The organism is Mucilaginibacter sp. 320_HR (genome assembly GCF_059691875.1).
On the sequence record NZ_JCAWAI010000001.1, the window covers coordinates 73,795 to 98,801 of the forward strand.

The following is a 25,007-nucleotide window of genomic DNA, read 5'->3' on the forward strand; positions in this document are numbered from 1 at the left end:
AGATAATTAGAATAGCTTACAGACAAAAGTCCCGCGTTATTTTAGAAGGTTATATACCAAAAATGCAGCCCCATATGCCAGTACGGTCATGTACAGGAACTGTGCGGCCGGCCAGCGCCAGTTTTTTGTTTCGCGGTAAACCACGGCTACGGTGCTGGCACATTGCATAGCAAAAGCATAAAACATCATCAGGGAGAAAGCAACTGCCAGCGTAAACACCGGTTTGCCTGTTTGCGGATTACGGGCGTTCCGCATTTTATCCTGTACAGAATCTATTCGGTCGGCATCACCTTCTACACTGTAAATGGTGGCCATTGTGCCCACGAATACTTCGCGTGCGGCAAATGATGTAATTAGCGAAATGCCTATTTTCCAGTCGAAGCCAAGCGGCTTTATTGCCGGCTCTATTGCATGCCCCAGTACCCCGGCATAAGAATTTTCGAGTTTTTCTGATGAAATAATCCGGTTCAGTTCGTCAGGTTTCACGTTGCCGGTATATTTAGGCGCACTGTACTTTTGTTCAATCTTTTGGAAGCGGTCGCCCGGTCCATAAGAAGATAATACCCAAAGGATAACAGATACTGCAATTATAACTTTGCCGGCTTCGAGCACAAAGGTCTTAGCACGATCGTACATAGAAAGCAATACGTTGTTCCACCGCGGCATACGATACACGGGCAGCTCCATAATAAAGTATCCACGCTCGCGCGCCTTCAAAATATACTTCATTACAAATGCTACTACTATTGCCGATACCAGGCTGAGCAGGTACATGCCTGTTAGCGCAAGCCCTTGTAAGTTAAACAGCCACCAAATGTTGCGGTTTGGCACTACAAGAGATATAAGCAATACGTAAACTGGCAGGCGTGCCGAGCAGGTTATAAGCGGCGTAACCATTATGGTTATCATCCTGTCTTTCCAGTTCTCTATTGTACGCGTACTCATAATAGATGGTACCGCACAAGCGAAGCCTCCTATTAGCGGCACTACCGATTTGCCATTAAGGCCTACCTTACGCATTATCTTGTCCATCATGAACGTTACGCGGGCCATATAGCCGGTATCTTCGAGGATGGAGATAAATGCAAATAGAATAGCTATCTGGGGAATAAATACCATTACTCCGCTTAAACCGGCAACTACACCATCTATAATCAAATCGGCTACCGGGCCTGCAGGTAAAACGTTCCGCAGTATTACTTCTATCCAAACAAAAAGATCTTCGATAAGCGACATGGGATAAGCCGACCATGCAAAGATGGACTGAAACATAAACAACAGTACCCCAATGAAAATTAAAAAGCCAAAGACTTTGTGTGTGAGAACACGGTCTATTTTATTGCTTATGCTTTCTTCGTGCGCTGTTTCGGGTGTTTTAACCGTATCGTAAAGTACATCGTTAATGTAATTGTACCGCGCTATGGTTTCAGTTGCCTGAGCTTTTTGCGAATGGAAATTATGTTTTTTCTCCAGTTCCTCTATACGGTCACTCTGCTGCGGTTTAAGAAACTTCAGCGTTTCATGCTGGTGCGCCAGCTGCAAAGCAAAATAGGGGTTGTCAGTATTTATCTCCTCAGCTATATCATCAATTAATGCTGGTGCCAGCGCGCGTACATCAATAGTATCTACCTGTAGTGCAAACTTGCTTATATATGAGATTGCTTTTTTCAGTTCATCTATGCCTTCGCTTTTACGTGCAGAAACCGGTACAACGGGCACTCCAAGCCTTGCCGATAGTAGATTAATATCAATCCGGATATTGGCTTTCTTGGCCATATCCATCATGTTAAGCGCAATTATTACAGGTATTTTAAGGTCGGCTACCTGCGTATATAGCAGCAGGTTGCGTTTGAGATTAGTAGCATCAAGAATGATGACCACCAGGTCGGGCGTTAATTCTGAATCTTTATCGGCTAAAACGCTAAATACAATAGATTCGTCGCGGCTTTTGGGATAAAGACTGTATGTTCCAGGAAGATCTACGATTTCGGCCTTTCGGCCATCAGGCAATTGAGAAAAGCCTACTTTCTTATCAACAGTAACGCCGGGGAAATTGCCTATTTTTTGGTTAAGGCCCGTTAGGGCGTTAAAAAGTGTTGATTTACCGGTATTAGGATTGCCTACGAGCGCTACTCTTATATCAACTTTCAATGGGCCAAAAGAACTACTGCAAAATTATTGTTGACGCTTCAAACTTGCGCAAACTTAATTGATAGCCGGAAACATGAATAGCAATAGGGTCACCAAGTGGAGCTACCCGTGCTACAGTTATCTTTTCTCCGGGCAGGCAGCCCATTTCCATTAGTTTAACAGACATTTCAAGGTCAGTAAACTCTTTTACTGTACCTGCTTCTCCTACTGAAAGTTCTGATAAATTCATTTGCGTAAATTTCTACACAAATGTAAGCTTATTTAAAATAAATCCAAATAAGATTAGGGGTATTTTTTAGATGATCGTCTACGATCTGTAAACTTTTTGAGTAGGCTTACGGGCACCAAAATGCGGGCAACCACAATCTTTCTTAAAGATGCCGCATGACGAAACAACAACAGTGGCAAGTATGCCGAGCAGTATAATTTTAGCTGTTTTCATGATTTAATGCAGTAGCAGTTACCAATACGGCAAATATGCCCATGCAAGCACCAACAGTGTCGGCAAACAAGTCGGTAGCGTCGCCGGTGCGCCAAGTAAATATATACATTTGTAAAACTTCTATCAATGCACCATAGCTAATCAGCACAATGGTGTTCTTCATTGCTATCTCTATTCTCAAGCCCCGGGTTTTAAACCGCCTGATGCTGCCGAAGCAATAAAGCGTTGCAAGCACAAAGAACAAACCGCAGTGCACCAGTTTATCAAACCCGGGAAAAAACCTTGGCGACTTATCTATCCCGCCCATAGGCAGGCTGCAAATAATTAAAATAAAGAGGGCCCACAAAATAGCGGGCCCGTAATATTTAAGCTTTCCGGTCATTAAACGCCAATTACGCCTTTATAATCGTCTGCAGATAATAACTCGTCAACCTCGGTAACGTCACTCAGTGTAATTTTTACCATCCAGCCGTCACCGTAAGGGTCGCTGTTTACCAATTCAGGCTGAGTATCTAATAGCGGGTTAATTTCAGCTACGGTACCATTTACCGGCATGAATAAGTCAGATACTGTTTTTACAGCCTCAACGGTGCCAAAAACAGCCTCTTTGGCAACATCCTGCCCAACAGTATTGATATCGATGTAAACAATGTCACCCAATTCGCCTTGGGCAAATTCGGTAATTCCTATAGTAGCAGTGTTGCCTTCAACCCTAATCCACTCGTGATCTTTCGTATACTTTAACTCGGCAGGAAAATTCATAATGTTGATTTTATATGTGTCAAAAATAACAAAACTTTGGCTATAACAATACTGCTGTTTAACAAGAATAAGGTGCCCGAAAACTAATTGTGCGAAAAAGTGTTAACTAAAAAACAAATACATAACCTACAAAATGAAAAAGATCAGTTTAGTGGCAATGATAGGGCTTGCAGCCTTGTCGTTCCAGGCATGTAACAATGCCGCAAAAGACAGTAAAGAAAGTGCCGATAGCGTTAACCAGGTTAAGGATACAACTACAACCGGTGCTACCGGTATAGCAGTTGACGAAATGGACGCTAAGTTTGCTACTGACGTAGCAAATGGTGGCCTTGCAGAAGTTGCATTGGGCAAATTGGCAGCTGAAAAAGCAACAAACCCGCAAGTAAAAGAATTTGCCAACATGATGGTAATGGACCACGGTAAAGCAAACGAAGAACTGATGGCGATTGCTAAAACCAAGAATATTACATTACCGGTTGCACCTGATGAAGAGCACCAGAAAAAAGCTACTGAGCTTGCAGGTAAATCAGGCAAAGAGTTTGATAAAGCTTATGTAGACGCAATGGTTGATGGCCATAAAAAAACTGCATCGTTACTTGAAGATGGTTCTAAAAACTGCAAAGACAAGGAACTGATGGCATTTGCTACCAAAACCTTGCCTGTGGTACAAGCACACCTGGCTAAAATAGAAGCCATCCAAAAATCGATGAAATAATCGGTTTTTTAAATAAGAGAGAAAAGGGGAACTGGCGCTGCTTGTTCCCCTTTTTTTTGTTGATTATTTATTGCCGCGTGTATTAATAATGATAATTTTACCAATATGTCAGCACCTATTGTAACCGGTTTAATGGCCTACGGCATGTCCGGTAGAATTTTCCACGCACCTTTCATCCACACTAATGCCAATTTCAGGTTAAAGGCAATAGTAGAACGCAGTCAGAAAAAGGCAGCGGAAATTTATCCGGATGTTATCAGCTATAATTCAATAGACGATTTATTAAACGACGATGAAATTGAGCTGGTCATAGTAAATACGCCCAGCAACCTGCACCTGGAGCATGCCATTAAAGCGATGGAGGCCGGCAAGCACGTGCTGATTGAAAAGCCCGCAGCTGCTACAGCGGAGCAAATAAAGTATTTGTTTGATAAAGGCCGCGAGCTGCAGAAGCACGTGATGATATATCAGAATCGCAGGTACGACAGTGGTTTTCTTTCGGTGAAAGAAGTTATCGAAAGCGGCCGTTTGGGTACTTTGCAGGAGGTGATCTTCAGGATGGACAGGTACAAGGCACAGATAGGGGTTAAAGCCTTTAAAGAAACTAAAGACGTGCCCGCAAATGGCCTGGTGTGTGATTTAGGTGCACACCTGGTAGATAACACTATTGCTTTGTTTGGAAGACCGTTGTCTTTTGAAAAAACCACGGGTATCTATCGTGAGGGATCAGAAGTTCCTGATTATTTCCATTTTCATCTGAAGTACCCTAATCAGCTTAATGTTTACCTAACCTCGGGCTTGCTGATTGCTGAGGAACAGCCCGGGTTTATTGTTAACGGTACCGCAGGCAGCTTTGTTAAGAACCGCACCGATGTGCAGGAAGCACAGTTAGACAAGGGCATGATGCCCGATAACGGCGAGTATGGTGTAGAACCGGCAGGAAACGAAGGTAAGCTGGTGATAATGGATATTGACAACCGCAAGTGTGTAGAAGCGGTACCATCACATAAAGGCAATTATATGCAGATATTTGATGCTGTGTATCATACCGTGCGCGAAAACGCGTTATTCCCTGTAACTGAAGAGCACATTTACTGGCAGCTGGAGCTGCTGGAAGCTTAGCATAAAGATGTTATACCAAAAGATGAAAAGACTTTTATTTGCCCTTGGCCTTATTATGGCTACAGGCTGCATTAAAGCGCAGCCACCCGTTATAGCACCTTATAAGATGCTCAAAATGGATAATACCTATACTACCAATGCAGATCTGCAGAAGAATAAGCCTGTTATGCTTATCTATTTTGCACCGGATTGCAGCCATTGCCAAAAGCTGATCTACGACATGAAGCCGAAGATGAACAGCTTTAAGGATTTACAGGTGGTAATGATAACTTTTACGGACATTAAGATGGTTAAAGCCTTTGACCATGACTTTAACATATCTGCCTACAAGAACTTTACTATGGGTACCGAAGGTTACGGCGGCAGCGTGCAGAAGTACTACCAGATAACCACAACGCCCTTTGTGGCAGTATACGACAGGAATGGCTTCCTGGTGAAATCCTTTGCGAAAGTTCCCAAGGTACCCGAACTGATTGAAGCTGTAAAGAAAGTTTAAACCGAAATAACCATCAAAAGAAAAGCCCTGATCACGTTTAGTGATCAGGGCTTTTTTATTAAAAGCGTAAAATTAGTTTTCTCCGCCGGTGTGCTCGTGCGCCTTTTCTTCACGGAAAAGCTTAGCACTGTAATAATCATTGTTCATGCGGCCAATGTTCATCAGCGTTATCTCTTTGGGGCATTCTGCTTCGCAGGCACCTGTATTGGTACAGTTACCAAAACCTTCAGCATCCATCTGCGCCACCATTGATTGTACACGGCTGTAACGCTCCGGCTGGCCTTGCGGCAATAAACCCAGCTGAGTGATTTTTGCAGATACAAACAGCATTGCCGATGCATTCTTACATGCTGCAACGCAGGCACCGCACTGTATACAGGTAGCAGAGTTGAAAGCTTCGTCAGCAACTACTTTAGGGATAAGTATTGCGTTAGCATCCTGTGCACCACCAGTATTAACTGATATAAAGCCACCTGCTTGCTGTATCCTGTCAAATGCAGAACGATCTGTACCCAGGTCTTTTATCACAGGGAACGCAGCTGAGCGCCATGGCTCGATGGTGATGGTTTCGCCGTCGCTAAAGCTGCGCATGTGTAACTGGCAGGTGGTAATAGCCCTTTTAGGGCCATGAGGGCGGCCATTGATATACAATGAACATGATCCGCAAATACCTTCGCGGCAATCATGGTCAAAATAAATTGGCTCATCGCCTTTTCTGGTAAGGCTTTCGTTCACTACGTCCAGCATCTCCAGGAAGGACATGTCCGGAGAAATACCTTCGGCCTTATAGGTCACAAACTTACCTGATGTTTGTGAGTTTTTTTGGCGCCATACTTTCAGCGTCAGGTTCATATTTCCTTGACTCATCTTTATTGAGATTAGTGAGTAAATTGATCATTCTTCAGCAACAAAACGTCGCCTGCAGCCTGATTTGCTTACTCTTACTTGTAACTTCTTTGTGTTAACTTAACGTTTTCAAATACCAGATCTTCTTTGTGCAGCACTTCTTCCTGGTCTTCTCCTCTAAATTCCCAGGCAGCTACATAAGCGTAATTTTCATCATCGCGCAATGCTTCACCTTCTTCTGTCTGAGACTCCAAACGGAAGTGTCCGCCACATGATTCGTTGCGGTTAAGTGCATCAGTAACCATAAGCTCGCCCAGTTCAATAAAGTCAGCAACACGGCCGGCTCTCTCAAGCGCAGCGTTCACCTCATCGTTTTCACCGGTCAAAATTGCGTTCTTCCAGAAGTCAGCTTTTAGAGCTTTGATCATCGCTTTCGCTTTGGTCAGGCCTTCTGCCGTACGTGCCATTCCACAATACTCCCACATGATATGGCCAAGCTCACGATGGTATTCTACTACAGTTTTATTGCCTTTTAATGCAAGCAGTTTGTTGTTGTATGCTATTACGTCCTGCTTGGTTTTTTCAAAAGCTGGGTGGTTCTTATCAACTGGTTTAGGGCCGATGGTAGCCAGGTAGTCGCCCAGTGTGTAAGGGATAACAAAGTACCCGTCGCTCAGGCCCTGCATTAGTGCAGATGCACCCAAACGGTTAGCGCCGTGGTCGCTAAAGTTACACTCGCCCATTGCATATAACCCCGGTACATTAGTGCTGAGGTTATAATCAACCCAAAGCCCACCCATAGTGTAGTGCACTGCAGGATAAATACGCATTGGCTGTTTGTAAGGGTTTTCGTCGGTAATTTGATAGTACATATCAAACAAGTTGCCATACTTAGCCCTTACGGTGTCCTCGCCCATTCGTTCGATTGCTTCTGCAAAGTCAAGATAAACAGCCAGACCAGATGTACCAACACCTTTGCCTTCATCAGCCATTTCCTTGGCGTTACGTGAAGCCACGTCACGCGGAACAAGGTTACCAAATGATGGATATTTCCTTTCCAGGAAGTAATCTCTTTCGTCTTCTTTGACCTGTGCGGCGGTTATCTCTTTTTTGCGAAGTTTTTCAGCAATTTCTACTGTTTTGGGAGCCCAAACACGTCCGTCATTACGTAACGACTCAGACATCAGCGTAAGCTTACTCTGGTGGTCGCCGGTAACCGGTATACAAGTTGGGTGTATTTGTGTGTAGCATGGGTTTGCAAAATAAGCGCCACGCTTGTGAGCACGCCATGCTGCTGTTACATTAGAACCGATAGCGTTTGTAGATAGATAGAAAACGTTACCGTAGCCGCCTGTAGCTAGCAGAACCGCGTGTCCGGAGTGTGTTTCTATTGCGCCGGTGATCAGGTTGCGTGTAACAATACCTTTAGCATGGCCGTCAATTACCACCACATCCAGCATTTCTGTACGGGTGTACATTTTAACCTTACCCAGGTTTATCTGGCGGTTAAGTGCTGAAAAGGCTCCCAACAGCAATTGCTGCCCTGTTTGGCCACGGGCGTAAAAAGTACGTGATACCTGTGAACCACCAAATGAACGGTTATCCAGCAAGCCGCCATACTCGCGGGCAAATGGTACACCCTGTGCCACGCACTGGTCAATAATATTTACGGAAACCTCCGCTAAACGATAAACGTTTCCTTCACGGGCGCGGTAGTCGCCACCTTTAATAGTATCGTAAAACAGACGGTAAACGCTGTCACCGTCGTTCTGATAGTTTTTAGCAGCGTTTATACCACCCTGCGCGGCAATTGAGTGTGCGCGGCGTGGGCTGTCCTGAAAGCAGAATGACTTAACATTGTAACCAAGCTCGGCCAGAGATGCCGCTGCTGAAGCGCCTGCCAAGCCCGTACCTACAACTATTACATCGTATTTACGCTTGTTAGCAGGGTTAACCAGCTTTAAGTTAAATTTATGCTTGCTCCATTTTTCGGCCAGCGGGCCCTGCGGAATTTTAGCATCTAAACTCATATTCTTCTTTAAATTAAAGAGGCGAGATTTCAAGCGTTTAACAGCTGTGTTCTTTCCTCTGTCGGTATTTTTGTTGTCTTGAATCGTGATTCTTATCCCGATTCCTTCTCAAGTATTATTTACTTAAACTTTGAAAGTAGTACACTACAGGCATCAAAGCGAACCCTAATGGTATGATCACCGCGAACAACCAGGTGCCGATAAAGTAAATGATAGGTTTATACTTCCTGTGCATCCAACCAAAAGTTTGGAAAGCACTTTGGAAACCATGCAGCAAGTGGAACGATAATGCGCCCATTGCAATTACGTAGAATGCCACATACCAAAGGTGGCTAAAGCTCCACTGTATACGGGAATGAAGGTCTTTAACACGCATGATCTCGATATCGCCATCAGTAGTGAAAGAACGCTCGAATTCCTGGTTAGGCGGGTTAAAATCAACAACTGTACGCTCGCCGGTAACCTGGTTAGTACGGTATTCTTTAAATCCAAGAATGTGCTTGTACTTATAAGTAAGCCAGAAATCGCCCATATGGATTACAATGAACAATAACAGGATAGAACCCAACAGCCCCATGTTCTTGGATGACCATGATGCAGGTGACTTTGTACGTACAGCATAATCTACAGGCCTGGCGCGGCGGTTTTTAACAGTAAGTACCAATGCATAGATGGCATGCAGGATAATAGCCAAATACAAAATGTAAGCTATTACTTCTATTGGAGGGAAGTGTGTCAGGAAGTTTGCATAGGCGTTAAAAGAGTACCCTTGGTCGTGTTTAAACAACAGCAAGTTACCACCTAAGTGCACAATTAAAAAAGTACACAAAAACAAGCCTGTTAAAGCCATGATAAGCTTCTTTCCCAGCGAGGAGTTAAAGGTTTGTTTGAATTCGCTCATTATTCGGTCATATTAATTTAGGCAAAAGTATTTATTAAAAACTAAATGATATAAATGGTTTCGGCTTAATACAGAACAATCGGTTATTTAGAAACAATCTAAAATTGCGATGCTGACGTGTTAGTTAGACTAGTAATAAGTTTATTTACCCGGCCGGTTCAACAACTGGTAAATTATTCTTTATTTAGGTTGACTAAACCAGTATATGAAACTACACTATGCCGCAGCACTAATTTTGCTGCTTTTTGCCTGTAATAAACCATCCGGATTAAAGTTAACTGTCAAAGCGCCGGAGATTGCTAACGGAATTATAATCATCAAACAGAATAATCAAGAAGTAATAAATGAGCCACTTAGGAGCGGGAAACTTAACTTTTCCCGGCAATTACAGTCACCCGGCTATTATACCTTAACCTTATTTAACACTGATAAGGCAATTAAGAACAACATGAGCTATGACATTTATTTAGATAATAGTGAGTACAGCATAGATGTAAATACTGCTAAGCCGGACACCTATCCTAAAATAGAGACAGCATCAGCTACGCAGAGAGAACTTAACGATTATTACGCCGGGGAGTACAAAGCTACATCCCGTATAGTTGAGCAGATAGATTCTGCAAAACATCAGCTGGCTTCAAACGAGGTTTCCCGGTTATCTAAATCAGAGCGGAACAAGTTGTACGAGAGCACCCGTGCGCTACAAAAGAAACAACGGGAATTACAATTAGATGTACTTAAGCAGTATGTAGATAAGCACCCAAAAACAGCAATAGGCGCGCACATTATGGCAAGCCAATACTTTGTTGAGGATCCATCGGCTTACTATGCTATTTTTCAGAAGCTAAGTGATAGCGTAAAGAACAGCGACGACGGACTTAACATCAGCAACAAACTTATGCCTTTAGTTAACATGATTGCCGGAGCTGAGGCACCGCAGATCAAAGGCAACACCTCGGATGGCAAGCCGTTCAACAAAAACCAGGTCGGCAACAAAGTTATACTTGTTGAATTCTGGAAGCCAGATAACGACATGAGCCAACTGACGCACGAGCGTATTGTTCCCGGTATGATACTTACACCCGCCGACCGAAAGTATTTCAGTGTTGTAAGTGTATCGGTGGGAGACGACGACGCTGCCTGGAAAAAAGCGATAAAAGGGAATCATGTAGCCTGGTTACAGGTATCAGATAATAAAGGTGATGCTTCACCTAATGTAAGCAGCTGGGGTATAAAAAAGTTACCGGCGTTTTTCTTGTTAGATAAGAATTGGAGGATACTGAAACCGAATATCGCTTTTGAAGAAGTAGACACGGAAGTGCACGAGTATTTGAAAACTCACTAACTTATCGCGATCACTTTATCTTTCAACACGCCGAAAATGCTGTCACTCTTAAGACTGCGGATTGCAACCTTACCCGTGAACTTGCCAAAAGAAGGTAGGATTGCCTGGTTTTTCCCGAATGCAAAGCAGGGCAAAGTAACGCTCTGCCGGCCGCGGCCTACTAGGCTAACGCCGGGGTGTATATGGCCGCAAAGCACATAGCCGCCATCCTGCCGTTTGGTTGGGTCGTTTAGGGGGTGGTGGAGCATCAGGAAAGGGCCTACGCTCAGGTGCTCTGTTAATACAATATCCAGCTCGAGGTAATGTCTGTCGTGTATAATGTCATGGTTGCCTTTTACCAGTATGATCTGGAGCTTGGGGAACTGTTTGCGCCATAGTACAAACCAGTCCCAATCGGCATTCATATCGCTGTGGAAGAGGTCGCCCAGAAAGATGATCTTCTCCGGCCGGTGCTCAGCAATAAGGTCCGACAGTACGGCCAGGTCATCCTGCTCCATATTTAGCGGAACGGCTATGCCTGCCTTGCGAAAGTGCCCCACCTTACCCAAATGTACGTCCGCAGCTATCAACGCTTTCTCCTGTTCCCAGTAAATAGCTTTTTGCGGCAGCAATAAAAGGTCCTGGTCTAAAAACTTAAAAGGGGTACCCGCACTCATCGTCATATCGGCAGCAAAGATACACGCCACAAAGGCGGCCTCCAAAAAAGAAGATGTTCAAAAGTGTTCAGCGTTTTTTGAGCCGGTGCGTTTTGAACACTTTTTTAACCGCACAAAAAAACCTTTATAAAAACACCGAAATAACATCAATAAGGCTGTTTTCTGGCCATTTTTCATGCAGTCACCTTCAAAAACCGCACGTTTTTACACGGCTATTTTCACATAAATTTGCAAGTAATAGTATAAATTACAGGTTAAAAGTACCTCCATATGAGCACAAAAAAAGGCCACCTTTTGGGTGGCCTTTAATATTCAAAATTGCTCAATTACTGAACTTCAAAAACGTTGTTAAAGCTTCCGCCGTTCGGGTAAACACCGCTGATGATCAGTCGGCCGTTACGCAGGTTGGTGATCACTTTATCCATATCTTCAATGCTGCTGATTGGCTGCCTGTTGATAGAGGTGATAACAGAACCTACCGGGATTTCGGTATCATCAAATATACCGCCAGTACGAACCTGGGTAACCACTACGCCATTGCTCACATGGAACTTAGCTTTTTGAGCCGCACTTATTGGCGCAAAGCTGGCACCCAGTTTATTAAACAGTTCTGATGCTGATTTTGACAGCGTCGCGGTTTTAGCAACAGGTGCCTCTTCTTTCAGCGTTACATCAAAGCTTTTCTCGCTGCCGTTACGCAATACAGTGATATTTATTTTATCGCCAGGCTGTAAACGTGCAACACGCTCCTGGAGGTCTGATGATTCGTATACGGTGTTACCTTCAACCTTAGTAATAATATCACCTGGCTGTATTCCTGCTTTTTCTGCACCACCACCTGCTACCAGGCTGTTTACGTACAAGCCGTTAGTCTTATCGGTTTTAATGCCTTGCGCTGCTTCAGGGTCGCTAAGGTCTGCAAAGCTTATACCAATATAACCACGTTTTACCGAACCGTATTTCTTAATATCATTTAATACCTTTTTGGCAAGGTTAATAGGAATGGCAAAGCCATAACCTTCGTATGAACCTGTGTGCGACGCGATAGCAGCGTTAATACCAATTAGTTCACCATTGGTGTTTATCAGCGCGCCACCACTATTACCCGGGTTAATAGCCGCATCTGTCTGAATAAAAGATTCAATACCTTTTCTCAGGGTTGGAGTTTGCTGCCTAACCGGGCCAAACGGGTTTTGGTTATCGTCGTCCTCATCGTTATTGCCAATGATGTTTATGCTGCGGCCTTTCGCGCTTACAATACCTGCAGTAACGGTAGAGGTTAGTTTAAAAGGGTTACCTACAGCAAGCACCCACTCGCCAACGCGTACCGCGTCAGAGTTGCCCAGTTTTACAATAGGCAGGTTGGTTGCGTTAATTTTGATCAGGGCAAGGTCGGTGTTAGGGTCGGTACCAATTACCTTTGCTTCAAACTGGCGGTGGTCGTTAGTGGTGATCTGTATCTTCTCGGCCTTAGCTACCACGTGGTTGTTGGTAACAATGTAGCCGTCGGTAGAGATAATCACGCCCGAACCTGAAGCCATTTGCGGGCCTTGTGGTCGCATACGCTGGCCAAACATCTGGCCGAACATCTGCTCAAACTGGTCCTGGTCGCCGCCTGACTTTGACGCGTAAGTGGTGCGGATGTAAACTACCGCCGGGGTAGCTTCTGCAGCAGCCTGGGTAAAGTCCACCGTACCGGCAGATGAGGTAATAGGTGCAGCAGAACGGTTGTTAGCAAAATATACCTTTTGCTTATCTTCAAAAGACATGCCCTGGTCGTACTTGTTTTCGGCATATTTGTATACGCCTAACGCCATGGCACCGCCTGCGAAAGCGGTAAGTAGTGTTAAACCAAATCTTTTCATATCCATATATATTTTCTCTTTTATGTTTACGGTTATGTATACCGTAGTGTCAAATTTAATACCATATAGACGACATAAACAATGATAAGTTATGTGCAATTTTGTTAAAAATTGTTAAATAGACCTTTACAGTTGCTTACGTTTGTTACATGTGGTTGGTCTAAAAGGAACAACAGTAATCAAAAATAGATTTTTGTGAACGCTAAATTTTATAAATACCAGGGCGCCGGAAACGATTTCATCCTGATAGACAATAGGCAAAATGCTGTAAAACAGCTTAGTACTGAAACTGTAGCGCGGCTTTGCGACCGCCGTTTTGGTGTTGGCGCCGACGGACTTATGCTGCTGGAGAACCTGGACGGGTACGACTTTAAGATGGTGTATTACAATGCCGATGGTAAAGAAGGCAGCATGTGCGGCAACGGCGGCAGGTGTATTGTGGCCTTTGCCAAGTACCTGGGTGTAATAAATGACACGACAAAATTTCTTGCTACTGATGGGATTCATCATGCCAAAATTTCAGATGCAGGCAATTGGGTGAGTTTGCAGATGATAGATGTTGACACGATTGAAAAGGACGGCAGCGCTTATGTGCTAAATACAGGCTCGCCACACTACGTAAAACAGGCAACGGAACTTAAGGTAAAAGACGTTTATAATGAAGGTTACGCCATACGCAACAATGCGACTTACAAGACAGAAGGCATTAACGTGAACTTTGTTGAGAAAGAAGGTGACGGCTATTTTGTGCGTACGTTCGAACGCGGTGTAGAGAACGAGACCTACGCCTGCGGCACGGGTGTTACCGCCGTAGCACTGGCTATGGCAAAACATAACCAGCAGTATGGCACCATTAACACACCTATAAAAGTATTGGGCGGCGATCTGAACATCCGGTTTGATCACGACGGCGAAAAGTTTAGCAACATTTTCCTGGAAGGGCCAGCTGAATTGGTGTTTACAGGAGAAGTGGAAGTTTAGGGTGCTATCAACCCCTTAGCTAAGGGTTGCACCTCCGGCGCAGATCATGGATTTAGCCTTTTATCTACAAAGCTTTTTTCGCCCAACGAATGCGGACATCCCAAATTATGAGGTGCTGAAACAAATTCAGCATGACAGGATAAAAGGGTCTCTGCCCAATTGTTAATAAAAATCCTGCTAAAGAATTTGGTTTCCTATAATTTCTGTTTACGTTTGAATTTTTTCTGATCGTAGCTTGCATTAATTTTTTACCTGTGATTAATGTTACGCGTCGATAGTACCAAACCCTGCCAGATAATTTATGCCATTGCCCGGCATGATTTCCTGTCGTATGTTATCGAACCGCACATTGTTCAGCTGAATCCCAACGGCGAATTTTCATTTACACATCAGCGCCTTTTTAGTAACACTGCCGAAGAGTTTACCCACTGTATAGATGATACCGACCGTAAGCTGATAAAGATACTGGAGGATATTGAGCAGGGTAACATTATCAAACGCTTCTATAAAAAACCTATCCGCCCATTTGAATTTTTTGCCAAGGTTTTTAACGAACAGCTTTTTGAGACCATCCGCCCTAAAATAGAAAAGAAGATTGTGGAAGCGCTGGGCCTTTTAGGCAGCAGCAAAAAGCAATTGTACCTCATGAGCAAAGAGGGCTACCCGGCAGGCCGGCAGGTGCACATTGCCGATGAAGCGGCAACCGTGCTGTTCCATTTCCGCAGGAACGAAGAGGAGATACGTTACTTCCCTACCATTAAGTACCAAAACCTGCGGATAGAGTTCATGTTTAAGGATGCGGAGATCATTTGCAACCACCCGGCTTGGATGCTGCTTGATGATACCTTATACTATTTTGATAAGGATATTGAGGGTAAAAAGCTGCAGCCTTTCCTTAACAAACGGTACATTTCTATTCCAAAATCTTCAGAACATTCTTACTTCGAAAAATTTGTTGCGCCCCTGATAGAGAAGCACAATGTATATGCGGAGGGCTTTACCATAAATACCGAAAAGTACGATGCGGTAGCGGTTGTAAAACCTATTTATGTAGAAGGCGGCACATCGCAGCTGCAATTGTATTTTAAGTACGCTGGCTATGTATTCCCTTACGGCGATGGCAGGAATGTATCTGTCCGGATGGAAAAGAACGGCGACGATTACCTTTTTCACCGCATCCGCCGCTCGGTAAGCTGGGAAAAAGGGAAGCTGTCGCAGCTGGAGGGTATGGGTCTTAAAACCACATCGTCGCTGTTCCAAAACCTTGAGGTTGCAGTGAGTGATGAGGAGGGCGACCGCTCGTTCCCCATTTTTGAGTGGCTCAACCAGCATCATGATGAACTGGTTGAAAAAGGATTTGAAATAGAGCAGCCGGACGGCCAAAAGCGCTACGTATTCGGTGCCACCAAAATAGATCTGCAGGTAAAAGAGAACAATGACTGGTTTGACATTAATGCGGTAGTTTACTTCGGCCCGTACGCTATACCTTTCATCCAACTGAAAAATCATATTTTAAGCCGTAAGAAAGAATTTGTTTTGCCATCAGGCGAGATAGCGGTAATACCCGAGCACTGGTTCTCCCAATTTGGTAACCTGCTGCATTTTTCAGAATCGGGCGAAGACATAAAGCTTCGGCGCCACCACCTTGGTTTGGTGAGTGATTTGGGAGGAGAAATGGCAGAAACCGCCATGAACCGCAAACTGCAAAAGCTTACAGACTTTGAGGAAACTGAAGACGTTCCTATGCCTCAAAACTTTGCCGGCAGCCTGCGACCTTACCAGAAGGCCGGTTACAATTGGTTCCACTTCTTAAAAGATTTCCATTTCGGTGGCTGTCTGGCGGATGATATGGGCTTGGGTAAAACCATACAAACACTGGCGCTGCTGCAAAAACATAAAGAAGATACCGAGGCAAACGGTGGCAAAGGCACTTCGCTGGTGATAATGCCTACTTCGCTGATATACAACTGGCTTAATGAAGCCAAGAAGTTTGCACCGCAGCTGCGCATTATGGTACATACAGGCGCTTTCAGGTACAAATCTGCCGATGTATTTGCCAACTACGATGCCGTGATAACTACATACGGCATAAGCCGTATAGATATAGAAATGTTTAAGGCGTTCTTTTTTGAGTATGTTATACTTGACGAGAGCCAGAACATCAAAAATCCGTCATCCAAATCTTACCAGGCCGTAAGGCAACTAAAGTCGAGGTATAAGCTTATACTCAGCGGCACACCGGTAGAGAACTCGGTAAACGACCTGTGGACGCAGATGTCGTTCATTAACCCGGGCCTGCTGGGTTCTCAGCAATATTTTCACAACGAGTTTGTGGCGCCGATAGAAAAGAAGAAAGATGAGGAGAAGGCGCGCAAGCTGCAGGCTATTATAAAGCCTTTTGTACTGCGCCGTACGAAAGAACAGGTAGCTACAGAGCTGCCGCCAAAAACGGAAAACCTGTTCTACTGCCAGATGAGCGAAGAACAAACCGAGGTGTACGAGAAAGTACGGTCAGAATACCGGAACGAGTTGCTGCGCAGCCTGGAAGATGGTACTTATGCTAAAACGCAGATACAGGTATTACAGGGATTGATCAAGCTTAGGCAAATAGCTAATCATCCTGCCATGATAGACGCCGAATACGAAGGTGATTCGGGCAAATTTGAGAACGTAGTGCATACGCTTGCCAACGTGCTGGATGGCGGGCATAAGGTGCTTATCTTCTCGCAGTTTGTAAAACAGCTGAACATTTACCGCGAACACGTAGAGAAGGAGGGTATCCCTTACGTTTACCTGGATGGAAGCACCCAAAACCGCGGCGATGTGGTGAGGCAGTTCCAGGAGGATAAAAAGACAAGGGTGTTCCTGATCTCGATAAAAGCAGGAGGTGTGGGCCTAAACTTAACAGAGGCAGACTATGTGTTTATACTGGATCCATGGTGGAACCCGGCTGTAGAGCAGCAGGCTATAGACCGTACGCACCGTATTGGCCAAACCAAAAACGTGTTCATATACAAGTTCATCACCAAAGACACGGTAGAAGAAAAAATACTTGCCCTGCAGCAACGTAAGCTAAGCGTTGCCCGCTCGCTAATCACTACCGAAGAAAGCTTTATCAAGTCGTTATCTGCAGATGATATCCGGGAGATATTAGGGTAGGCATGCAGGTACAAAACAAAATATATACAACATTGTCTTACCAAAGCCAAATTGCTGCCATACCTCTACATTATGGGCAGACAAGCGCGCGGCTTGCCGCGGCTTTTTGTAACATTGCAACAAATTCTATTTAATTGACCGCGTACGCTAAAAAGTTTCTCTCGTACCTGCTTAAAGCGGGCATACTGTTCCTGGCGGCGCTGTTCATCTACCACAAGTTCCTAACCAAAAACACCGATCTTAGGCAGTTCGAGCTGTTGATATCAAAAATAAGCAGGCAGCAGGTACTAATTACGCTTAGTGCAATAGTGCTGCTCATGTTCCTGAACTGGCTGCTGGAAAGTTTAAAATGGCAGTACCTGGCAAAGCGGCTGGTTGCAATATCTGTATGGGAAGCGATCGAAGCGGTTTTTTGTGGCCTGACATGGGCTGTGTTTACCCCAAACCGCATAGGCGAATATGGTGGGAGGGTAATGTTCCTGCCGAGCCGTAAACGTATACATGGTGTGTTTGCAATGGCTGTAGGTGCTTTTGCGCAAAACGTGGTTACCAATCTTACCGGCATCCTGGCTGGTTTGGTATTTATATATACCTATCTAAAGTTGGATCCTTGGTTATTAGCAGGGATCACGATATTATCGCTTATCGTCCTGGGTTTGTTCCTGGTGTTCTATTTCCATATTAGCTGGCTGGTTGCCCTGCTGGACCGCATTAAGTTTCTGCGTAAGTATCACCGCTTCTTTTACATAATGGGCCGCTATAATAAGCGCGAATTGATAGTAGTGATGGCATACAGCATAGCCAGGTTCGCGGTGTTTACGTTCCAGTACTATTTGGTTATACATCTGTTGCTGCCTGTTATACCATTTGGCCCAATGATGCTTACCGTGATTGTCTTTATTTTCATCCAGTCGGCCCTTCCCTCATTGGACCTTTTAGATATAGGTGTACGCAGCTTTACCGCAGCGCATTTGTTTCTGTACATTACCACCCAGCAAATAGCTATTATTGCAGCTGTTTCGTCTATTTGGCTTATTAATCTCATTATCCCTGCGATACTGGGTTCTGTGTTTGTTCTTAAATTAAAATTCTTTGATCGTACCTAGTATCATTTCTCTTCTGCTCACCGCTGTTTATCTGGTGGTTGTAGCCTATCTTATAAAAGGATGGAGCAACTTAAAACGCCCGAAAACAGATGGCGCGCCGCTTAATACAAAAGTAACCATACTGATAGCCGCCCGTAACGAAGAGGAACGCATACGCTATACTATTGATGACATCCTGGCGCAGGATTACCCCAGGCACCTTACAGAAGTGATCATAGTAGATGACCACTCTACCGATAGCACCGCCGAGATCATCCGTAGCTATGCCGGCCGGGGTATTAAGCTGATGCAGCTGCAGGAGGATGAACCGCTCAATTCTTACAAGAAAAAGGCCATTGCCGAAGCCATAAGCCGCTCTACCGGCGACCTGATGGTAGCAACAGACGCTGACTGCCGTATGGGTACCAAATGGTTGAGCTCTGTAGTTGCTTATTACGAGACACATGATCTGGTGATGATATCCTCACCGGTTACTTATTTTGAAGAACGCAGCCTTTTTGAACGTTTGCAAACGCTGGAGTTTGCTTACCTGATTGGCATAGGCGGTGCATTCATCGGCAATGGACGAGCATCTAACTGCAACGGGGCTAACCTGGCTTACCGTAAAGATGTTTTTCATGAAGTTGGCGGCTTTAAAGGTATAGATGACCTTGCCTCCGGCGATGACGAACTGCTGCTGCAGAAAATAGCCGTAGTATACCCCAATCGCATAGGCTTTTTAAAAAACACCGATGCGGTGGTTTATACCCATGCCAAGCATACCCTGAGGGAATTTCTTCAGCAACGCAGGCGCTGGGCGTCAAAATCCACACGGTATAAGGACAAAAAGATAGTTGCGCTTGCCGTTGCTATCTGGCTCTTTAACCTTTCTATGCTGGTGAATGCCCTACTAGGTTTTTATAATATCTCGTTCCTGGTGTTATTCCTGGTGCAGTACCTGCTAAAGTATTTGTTCGAGGCAGCATACCTGTTACCGATTACCTCATTTTTTAAGCGCAGCAGCCTGGTAGCATTGCTGGCAATACTTATTCCTGTTCATATTATCTACTTTGTGTACATAGGTTTAATGGGGAACACGCGTAAATACTCCTGGAAAGGCCGTGTAGTGCGATAGCAGCACGAAATTTGTTCTGCATAAGCAGCTAAATAATTCCGTTTGAATTAAATTTCATTACTTTAGACTGCCTAACAAATAATGCAAAATCTACAGGGTAACTCGGGAGAGGAAGAATTAATCCGGCTGCTGCTTAAGCGGCAAACGGAGCTAAACTCTTTGCTCGAAATTACTAGAGCGATCAACAAGAACGCCTCTACACCCGACCTTATACGGATGCTGGAGGTAATTTTGCAGCGCTACCTGCAGGTAGGCAAGTTCCGTTTCCTGATAGAAAAGGAGGGTGTTTACAGCTGTATCTCTAAATACGGCGGCCACATTGAACGTGCCAACGTACTCAACAACACCTGGAAACACCTTAGCAAGTTAAAGGCCCCCTCCGCATTAAATAACCATAGCGACCCTATTTTAGGCACGTACAACTATTTTATTCCCATTTACCACAAAAACAAGGCATTGGCATATGCGCTCATCGGTGATTTTAACACCAACGGCGAAATGCTCAACAATGACCTGACCTTTATTCAAACGCTTATTAACGTTATAGTAGTAGCGCTGGAAAACAAAAGGTTGTTCCGCGAACGCCTCCAGACCGAACGCTTGACGCGCGAGATGGAGCTGGCAGTTGAGGTGCAGAACATGCTTATTCCTATGCGGGTGTATAAGGAGAATGGTGTTGAAGTTGGGGCCAAATACCTGCCGCACCAAACCATCGGCGGGGATTACTTCGATTTTATACGGCTGAATGAAGACGAGTTCCTGTGGTGCATTGCCGATGTATCAGGCAAGGGAATATCCGCGGCTTTGCTGATGGCCAACTTTCAGGCGAGCTTGCAGGGACTGGCCGCCATTGAAGACGACCTTACCACTATAATAGAACGCCTTAATAAACTGGTTATCCAAAATACAAAAGGCGAACGTTTTATCACGATGTTCCTGGCGCGTTTCAATCAAAAAACGAGGAAACTGAATTACGTTAACGCGGGGCACAATCCAACCATCCTGTATTGCCAGGGTGAGGCGGTTCCGTTGAAGTTGGGAACAACCATGATCGGTGCTTTTGAAGAACTGCCTTTTTTAAACGAAGGCGAGATTGATATAGAGCCTGAAAGCCTGTTCTTTAACTACACAGACGGCCTGATGGATCACGAACTACAGAATTATGAGGCCTGGAGTGAGGAAAAACTGCTGGAGTTTGTAATAGAAAACGGCGAACTCTCACCAGACGACTTTAACAACGCAATGATGGAACACATCAACACCGTTATAAAAGGCAAACCTATTGATGATATTACACTGCTTGCGGTAAAGATCTCCTAAAGCAACGCCTTTTACCCAAACAGCAACCCAAACACTTCCTCTATTCTGCCAACAGGCTTTACATCTATAGTATAGCGCGTCAGGTCCAGCCGCTTTTTATCTTTTGCAGCTGAAGGCATATTGTACTTAGAAATAAAGATCTGCTCAAATCCAAGCTTTTGCGCTTCAGCTATACGTTGTTCTATGCGGTTAACCGCACGTATTTCACCCGAAAGCCCTATCTCGCCCGCAAAGCAGGTTTTTGCAGGAATGGGGATGTCCTGGTAAGAGGAAACAATGGCAGCTGCAAGGCCCAGGTCAATTGCAGGGTCTTCCACCCGTATACCACCTGTAATGTTCAGGAATACATCCTGCGTACCCAGTTTAAAGCCACAGCGCTTCTCTAATACTGCCAGCAGCATGCTCATGCGTTTAGTATCAAAACCGGTAGCGGTACGTTGCGGTGTGCCGTATGCAGATGTACTCACCAGCGCCTGTGTTTCTATCAGCATCGGGCGCATACCCTCTAGTGTTACTGATATCGTGATACCGCTTAACGGTTCATCCCGTTGTGATAACAATATCTCCGACGGGTTTGATACTTCGCGTAAGCCCTCGCCAAGCATTTCGTATATACCCAGTTCCGATGCGGAGCCAAAACGGTTTTTAATGGTGCGCAATATGCGGTAAACATGGTGCCTGTCGCCCTCAAACTGTAGAACGGTATCAACCATGTGTTCCAGTATTTTGGGGCCGGCTATCATACCGTCCTTAGTTATGTGGCCGATAAGGAACACCGGTGTAGCGGTCTCTTTAGCAAATCGAAGCAATTCGGCAGTACATTCCCGTACCTGCGACACACTCCCGGGAGTAGACTCTACATGCGCGGAATGCAGGGTCTGGATAGAATCAATCACTACTAGGTCGGGCTGTAGTTCTTCTATTTGTTTGAATATATTTTGGGTGGAAGTTTCGGTAAGGATGAAAGCCCCCCGGCCCCCTGAAGGGGGTGTAGAAGTCCCATTAATTCCAAAAACTCCCCCTTCAGGGGGGTGGGGGGTTAACCTTTCCGCCCGCATCTTTATCTGGTGGTCGCTTTCCTCGCCGGATACATACAGCACCTTTATATTGGGCATTGTCAGCGCTATCTGCAGCATCAGGGTAGATTTACCTATGCCCGGTTCCCCGCCCATCAGCACCAGCGATCCGGCAACAATGCCGCCGCCAAGTACCCGGTTAAATTCTTTATCCGGAGTAAGCAGGCGGTGCTCCTCTTTAAATACAATGTCCGCTACAGGCACTGGCTTGTTGGCCCGTTGAGATGATGTAGGCGTAGCCTTCCACGTAGGAACCGCCGCTGCCGATTTCTCAAGTATCTCTTCTACAAATGTGTTCCATTGCTGGCAGCTTGGGCATTTGCCCAGCCATTTAGGCGATTCATAGCCGCAGCTCTGGCAGAAGTATGCTATTTTGGTTTTAGCCATTGTAAAGGTGCAGATATGCTGGTTGCAAATTGCTAATGAACAAAGCTAAGAAAAATCCGCGGTATTGCTAATAATATTAGTTAAGCGGCGCGGCATTATAATGCCTAAGGTTATTCGTCACGCAGACTTTTTACGGGGTTTGCCACGGCTGCTTTGAAGGCCTGAAAACTTATTGTAAGAGCAGCCACACCACAAACGCACAAACCTACCACAGCAAAAACCCACCATTCTATAGTTATCCTGTAATTGTAATTATCCAGCCACTTGTAAGTAAAATAGCGTGAAATAGGTATAGCCAGCACAACAGCGATGAGTATAAGCTTTAAAAAATCTTTTGAGAGTAACCCCGCTATACCTGTTACACCAGCACCTAAAACCTTGCGGATGCCTATTTCTTTAACACGCTGTTCTGCGGAATACACAGTGAGGCCAAATAATCCTAAACAACCTACAAAAATTGTCAACCCTGCGAAGAACAGGATAAAACGCGCGGTACGTTTATCATCCTGGTAGGACTGATCCAACGCTTCATCAAGAAACGAATAGCTAAAGCTGACCGCAGGTTCGTACCCTTGATAAATCTTTTGTATGTGTGCTAATACATCTTCTGCTTTACCTGGTGTAATTTTTAAGAATAGCCCAAAGTACCGGTCTTTAGGCTGGTACCTGAATATATATGGTTCTACAGCGGCATTGAGGGGTTTGTAATTAAAGTCCTTAACAACGCCTATAATTTTTCCTTTAGCGCCCCAAAAGGTTACCTGCTTGCCAATTGCCGAACTTTGGTTATAGCCCATACGCATAGCTGCAGATTGATTAATGATGTAATTGGCTGTGTCGTTACTTAGTTGTTGTGAAAAATTAACCCCTTTTATTAAACGCATCCCAAGCGTACCTATAAAGTAGGGATCAATGTTGGCCTGGGTTATTAAAAACTTATCATCTTTTTGCATGCCTTCCCATTCCATATAGCTGGAGTTTTCATCATTTACCAGCGATGACGTTGCAAGCGAAGCCGACTCCACTCCGGCGAGTTGCTGTATATCGTGTTTAAATACGCCTGCCTTTTCCATTAGCTTACCACCAAGGCGCACTCGCAAAACTTGTTCCTTGTTAAAACCAAGATCTTTATTCCTTATAAATTGAAATTGTTGATACATGAAGCACACGCAGATAATGAGTGTTACCGAAATTGCAAATTGCCCCACCACCATTGATTGCCTGAATAACTTGCCGGATTGTACAGCCTCAGCTTTCTTCAACACCCTGGAAGGGGTAAACGACGACAAAACAAAGGCGGGATAAATACCTGCGCATAAGCCTATCACAACAACAAAAAGAATGAAGAAAGGAATAATCATTGATCCGGAGGGACTTATATCAATATTAAGACCTGCGAGAGCAGCGATGACAGGCTTACCTAAACTTATCAGGAACACTGCGAGTAACCCTGAAATAATAGCGATAAGCAGAGATTCACTTAAAAATTGCACTATTAACTGTTTGCGTGATGCACCGGTTACTTTGCGGATGCCAACCTCTGTTGATCGCTTAAGCGATCTGGCGGTAGAAAGGTTTATAAAGTTTACGCAGGCGATAAGCAATAATATAAACCCGACACCTAAAAAGATACGGATGTACTTTATATTGCTTCTTTTACCCCAATCTGTATTAAAATCAAAATTTGAGTAGAGGTATTGCTCTTTAAGCGGTTGCAAACTTAGTTTATCGCCCGAGTTGTTGTTATAAAAACGTAACCTGCTTTCTATCTTTTTTTGAAACGCATTCGCATTAGTACCTTGTTTTAATTGTAGATAGGTGTGGTAGTTATTGCTGTTCCACTTATTTGAAAATGGATCGGAGTTGAGAAGGTAAGCCAGTGGTAATAACACATCAAAACGAATGCTGGAGTTTGCAGGTACATCTTTAGCTACTCCGGTCAGTTTAAAATCAGTCTCGTTGTTAAAGCGAAATGTTTGGCCTATTACGTTTGGATTGTTGCGCCAATTTTTTCCGAAATACTGTTCTGCTATTTTCTCTGTAACAACCAGGCCACTAGGGTCCTTTAAAGCGGTTTTTGGGTTGCCCTTAACTAAAGGGAAGTCAAATACGCTAAAAATGGAATTGTCTGTAAGTTGTATTGATCCCTGCTCGAAACTTTGTTTACCATTTGCCAGTATCCCGCTCCAGCTGCCAAATCGTACTGTATTGGCAATCTCCGGAAAGTCCTTTTGCAGAGCGGCAGATAGCGGCCCCGGGGTTACCGCAACATTGTACATTTTACCCGCTTGATTTTGCAGCTCTGTTACGCGATATATTTGCTGTATTTTCTTGTGAAATGAATCCTCATTCCACTCATTCCAAACATAAAGAGATGTTAGCATGCAGCAAGCGATACTTAACGCAAGGCCAAAGATGTTAATAGCCGAGAAGACTCTGTTTCTTAAGATATTACGAAAAGCAATTTTCAGGTTGAACATGGTCATACAACTTCGGTGTAATTTTACCGCTACCGTTGAGCACTAGCCCAATA

General features: G+C 44.5%; 21 protein-coding genes. 9 read left to right on the forward strand and 12 right to left on the reverse strand.

All coding sequences use genetic code 11. From position 1 onward, the window contains the following. Positions 1-36: 36 nt before the first annotated feature. The 5 genes from feoB to gcvH form a co-directional block, all read right to left on the reverse strand. Positions 37-2,151, reverse strand: a complete 2,115-nt coding sequence (feoB, locus tag AC59GT_RS00315) for a ferrous iron transport protein B (RefSeq protein WP_497235782.1) — start codon at positions 2,149-2,151, stop codon at positions 37-39. 13 nt (positions 2,152-2,164) lie between these two features. Then, on the reverse strand, positions 2,165-2,380 hold the full coding sequence (locus tag AC59GT_RS00320) for a FeoA family protein (protein ID WP_117384777.1): 216 nt from the start codon (positions 2,378-2,380) through the stop codon (positions 2,165-2,167). Between the two features lie 78 nt (positions 2,381-2,458). Continuing rightward, the gene (locus AC59GT_RS00325; RefSeq protein WP_262511264.1) at positions 2,459-2,593 is read right to left on the reverse strand and encodes a hypothetical protein; all 135 of its coding nucleotides are present in this window, start codon (positions 2,591-2,593) and stop codon (positions 2,459-2,461) included. Then, the gene (locus AC59GT_RS00330) at positions 2,580-2,900 is read right to left on the reverse strand and encodes a VanZ family protein (RefSeq protein ID WP_497235783.1); all 321 of its coding nucleotides are present in this window, start codon (positions 2,898-2,900) and stop codon (positions 2,580-2,582) included. Before AC59GT_RS00330 ends, AC59GT_RS00325 begins: the two co-directional genes overlap by 14 nt. Before the next feature lie 74 nt (positions 2,901-2,974). Next, complete coding sequence (gene gcvH, locus AC59GT_RS00335) at positions 2,975-3,355, reverse strand: glycine cleavage system protein GcvH (protein ID WP_497235784.1); 381 nt, start codon at positions 3,353-3,355, stop codon at positions 2,975-2,977. 133 nt (positions 3,356-3,488) lie between these two features. On the opposite strand from gcvH, the gene AC59GT_RS00340 reads away from it, so the two are divergent. From AC59GT_RS00340 to AC59GT_RS00350, 3 genes are all read left to right on the forward strand, one after another. After that, positions 3,489-4,070, forward strand: a complete 582-nt coding sequence (locus tag AC59GT_RS00340) for a DUF4142 domain-containing protein (protein ID WP_497235785.1) — start codon at positions 3,489-3,491, stop codon at positions 4,068-4,070. A 105-nt stretch (positions 4,071-4,175) separates the two neighbouring features. Then, positions 4,176-5,192, forward strand: coding sequence for a Gfo/Idh/MocA family oxidoreductase (locus AC59GT_RS00345; protein ID WP_497235786.1), 1,017 nt, complete (start codon positions 4,176-4,178; stop codon positions 5,190-5,192). A gap of 22 nt (positions 5,193-5,214) precedes the next feature. Continuing rightward, a complete protein-coding gene (locus AC59GT_RS00350) occupies positions 5,215-5,688 on the forward strand; it encodes a TlpA family protein disulfide reductase (protein WP_497235787.1) in 474 nt (157 codons plus the stop codon). Between the two features lie 72 nt (positions 5,689-5,760). Here the strand turns inward: AC59GT_RS00350 and AC59GT_RS00355 are convergent, their stop codons facing one another. The 3 genes from AC59GT_RS00355 to AC59GT_RS00365 all read right to left on the reverse strand — a co-directional run bounded on the left by AC59GT_RS00355 (position 5,761) and on the right by AC59GT_RS00365 (position 9,465). After that, the gene (locus AC59GT_RS00355) at positions 5,761-6,555 is read right to left on the reverse strand and encodes a succinate dehydrogenase/fumarate reductase iron-sulfur subunit (protein ID WP_497235788.1); all 795 of its coding nucleotides are present in this window, start codon (positions 6,553-6,555) and stop codon (positions 5,761-5,763) included. 74 nt (positions 6,556-6,629) lie between these two features. Beyond that, complete coding sequence (locus AC59GT_RS00360) at positions 6,630-8,564, reverse strand: fumarate reductase/succinate dehydrogenase flavoprotein subunit (RefSeq protein ID WP_497235789.1); 1,935 nt, start codon at positions 8,562-8,564, stop codon at positions 6,630-6,632. Between the two features lie 115 nt (positions 8,565-8,679). Beyond that, complete coding sequence (locus tag AC59GT_RS00365; RefSeq protein WP_497235790.1) at positions 8,680-9,465, reverse strand: succinate dehydrogenase cytochrome b subunit; 786 nt, start codon at positions 9,463-9,465, stop codon at positions 8,680-8,682. Positions 9,466-9,670: 205 nt separating this feature from the next. Here AC59GT_RS00365 and AC59GT_RS00370 point away from each other — a divergent pair, with 205 nt between their 5' ends. Next, positions 9,671-10,810, forward strand: a complete 1,140-nt coding sequence (locus AC59GT_RS00370; protein WP_497235791.1) for a TlpA family protein disulfide reductase — start codon at positions 9,671-9,673, stop codon at positions 10,808-10,810. Here AC59GT_RS00370 and pdeM read toward each other — a convergent pair. Next, positions 10,807-11,472 carry a ligase-associated DNA damage response endonuclease PdeM gene (pdeM, locus tag AC59GT_RS00375; RefSeq protein ID WP_497235792.1) on the reverse strand — a complete coding sequence of 222 codons (666 nt, stop codon included), beginning with the start codon at positions 11,470-11,472 and terminating at the stop codon, positions 10,807-10,809. The genes AC59GT_RS00370 and pdeM overlap by 4 nt on opposite strands. A gap of 320 nt (positions 11,473-11,792) precedes the next feature. Further along, positions 11,793-13,331 (reverse strand): Do family serine endopeptidase, encoded by a 1,539-nt coding sequence (locus tag AC59GT_RS00380; RefSeq protein ID WP_497235793.1) that lies wholly within the window; start codon positions 13,329-13,331, stop codon positions 11,793-11,795. A gap of 195 nt (positions 13,332-13,526) precedes the next feature. On the opposite strand from AC59GT_RS00380, the gene dapF reads away from it, so the two are divergent. From dapF to AC59GT_RS00405, 5 genes are all read left to right on the forward strand, one after another. After that, the gene (gene dapF / locus AC59GT_RS00385) at positions 13,527-14,312 is read left to right on the forward strand and encodes a diaminopimelate epimerase (RefSeq protein WP_497235794.1); all 786 of its coding nucleotides are present in this window, start codon (positions 13,527-13,529) and stop codon (positions 14,310-14,312) included. 261 nt (positions 14,313-14,573) lie between these two features. Then, positions 14,574-17,471, forward strand: coding sequence for a DEAD/DEAH box helicase (locus AC59GT_RS00390; protein ID WP_497235795.1), 2,898 nt, complete (start codon positions 14,574-14,576; stop codon positions 17,469-17,471). Between the two features lie 134 nt (positions 17,472-17,605). Further along, positions 17,606-18,577 (forward strand): lysylphosphatidylglycerol synthase domain-containing protein, encoded by a 972-nt coding sequence (locus AC59GT_RS00395; RefSeq protein WP_497235796.1) that lies wholly within the window; start codon positions 17,606-17,608, stop codon positions 18,575-18,577. Continuing rightward, positions 18,564-19,691 carry a glycosyltransferase family 2 protein gene (locus AC59GT_RS00400; RefSeq protein WP_497235797.1) on the forward strand — a complete coding sequence of 376 codons (1,128 nt, stop codon included), beginning with the start codon at positions 18,564-18,566 and terminating at the stop codon, positions 19,689-19,691. The genes AC59GT_RS00395 and AC59GT_RS00400 overlap by 14 nt, the downstream gene beginning before the upstream one ends. A gap of 81 nt (positions 19,692-19,772) precedes the next feature. Then, positions 19,773-21,011 carry a PP2C family protein-serine/threonine phosphatase gene (locus AC59GT_RS00405; RefSeq protein ID WP_497235798.1) on the forward strand — a complete coding sequence of 413 codons (1,239 nt, stop codon included), beginning with the start codon at positions 19,773-19,775 and terminating at the stop codon, positions 21,009-21,011. A gap of 11 nt (positions 21,012-21,022) precedes the next feature. Here the strand turns inward: AC59GT_RS00405 and radA are convergent, their stop codons facing one another. Both radA and AC59GT_RS00415 read right to left on the reverse strand, forming a co-directional pair. Continuing rightward, complete coding sequence (radA, locus tag AC59GT_RS00410) at positions 21,023-22,474, reverse strand: DNA repair protein RadA (RefSeq protein WP_497235799.1); 1,452 nt, start codon at positions 22,472-22,474, stop codon at positions 21,023-21,025. A 110-nt stretch (positions 22,475-22,584) separates the two neighbouring features. Next, on the reverse strand, positions 22,585-24,960 hold the full coding sequence (locus AC59GT_RS00415; protein ID WP_497235800.1) for an ABC transporter permease: 2,376 nt from the start codon (positions 24,958-24,960) through the stop codon (positions 22,585-22,587). Positions 24,961-25,007 lie beyond the last annotated feature (47 nt).

Bases quoted from the DNA above. Each gene is read 5' to 3' on its own strand.
- AC59GT_RS00320 (WP_117384777.1), bottom strand. From the start codon at position 2,380: ATGAATTTATCAGAACTTTCAGTAGGAGAAGCAGGTACAGTAAAAGAG.
- AC59GT_RS00325 (WP_262511264.1), bottom strand. From the start codon at position 2,593: ATGAAAACAGCTAAAATTATACTGCTCGGCATACTTGCCACTGTTGTT.
- AC59GT_RS00330 (WP_497235783.1), bottom strand. From the start codon at position 2,900: ATGGGCGGGATAGATAAGTCGCCAAGGTTTTTTCCCGGGTTTGATAAA.
- gcvH (WP_497235784.1), bottom strand. From the start codon at position 3,355: ATGAATTTTCCTGCCGAGTTAAAGTATACGAAAGATCACGAGTGGATT.
- AC59GT_RS00340 (WP_497235785.1), top strand. From the start codon at position 3,489: ATGAAAAAGATCAGTTTAGTGGCAATGATAGGGCTTGCAGCCTTGTCG.
- AC59GT_RS00345 (WP_497235786.1), top strand. From the start codon at position 4,176: ATGTCAGCACCTATTGTAACCGGTTTAATGGCCTACGGCATGTCCGGT.
- AC59GT_RS00350 (WP_497235787.1), top strand. From the start codon at position 5,215: ATGAAAAGACTTTTATTTGCCCTTGGCCTTATTATGGCTACAGGCTGC.
- AC59GT_RS00355 (WP_497235788.1), bottom strand. From the start codon at position 6,555: ATGAGTCAAGGAAATATGAACCTGACGCTGAAAGTATGGCGCCAAAAA.
- AC59GT_RS00360 (WP_497235789.1), bottom strand. From the start codon at position 8,564: ATGAGTTTAGATGCTAAAATTCCGCAGGGCCCGCTGGCCGAAAAATGG.
- AC59GT_RS00365 (WP_497235790.1), bottom strand. From the start codon at position 9,465: ATGAGCGAATTCAAACAAACCTTTAACTCCTCGCTGGGAAAGAAGCTT.
- AC59GT_RS00370 (WP_497235791.1), top strand. From the start codon at position 9,671: ATGAAACTACACTATGCCGCAGCACTAATTTTGCTGCTTTTTGCCTGT.
- pdeM (WP_497235792.1), bottom strand. From the start codon at position 11,472: ATGACGATGAGTGCGGGTACCCCTTTTAAGTTTTTAGACCAGGACCTT.
- AC59GT_RS00380 (WP_497235793.1), bottom strand. From the start codon at position 13,331: ATGAAAAGATTTGGTTTAACACTACTTACCGCTTTCGCAGGCGGTGCC.
- AC59GT_RS00390 (WP_497235795.1), top strand. From the start codon at position 14,574: ATGTTACGCGTCGATAGTACCAAACCCTGCCAGATAATTTATGCCATT.
- AC59GT_RS00405 (WP_497235798.1), top strand. From the start codon at position 19,773: ATGCAAAATCTACAGGGTAACTCGGGAGAGGAAGAATTAATCCGGCTG.
- radA (WP_497235799.1), bottom strand. From the start codon at position 22,474: ATGGCTAAAACCAAAATAGCATACTTCTGCCAGAGCTGCGGCTATGAA.
- AC59GT_RS00415 (WP_497235800.1), bottom strand. From the start codon at position 24,960: ATGACCATGTTCAACCTGAAAATTGCTTTTCGTAATATCTTAAGAAAC.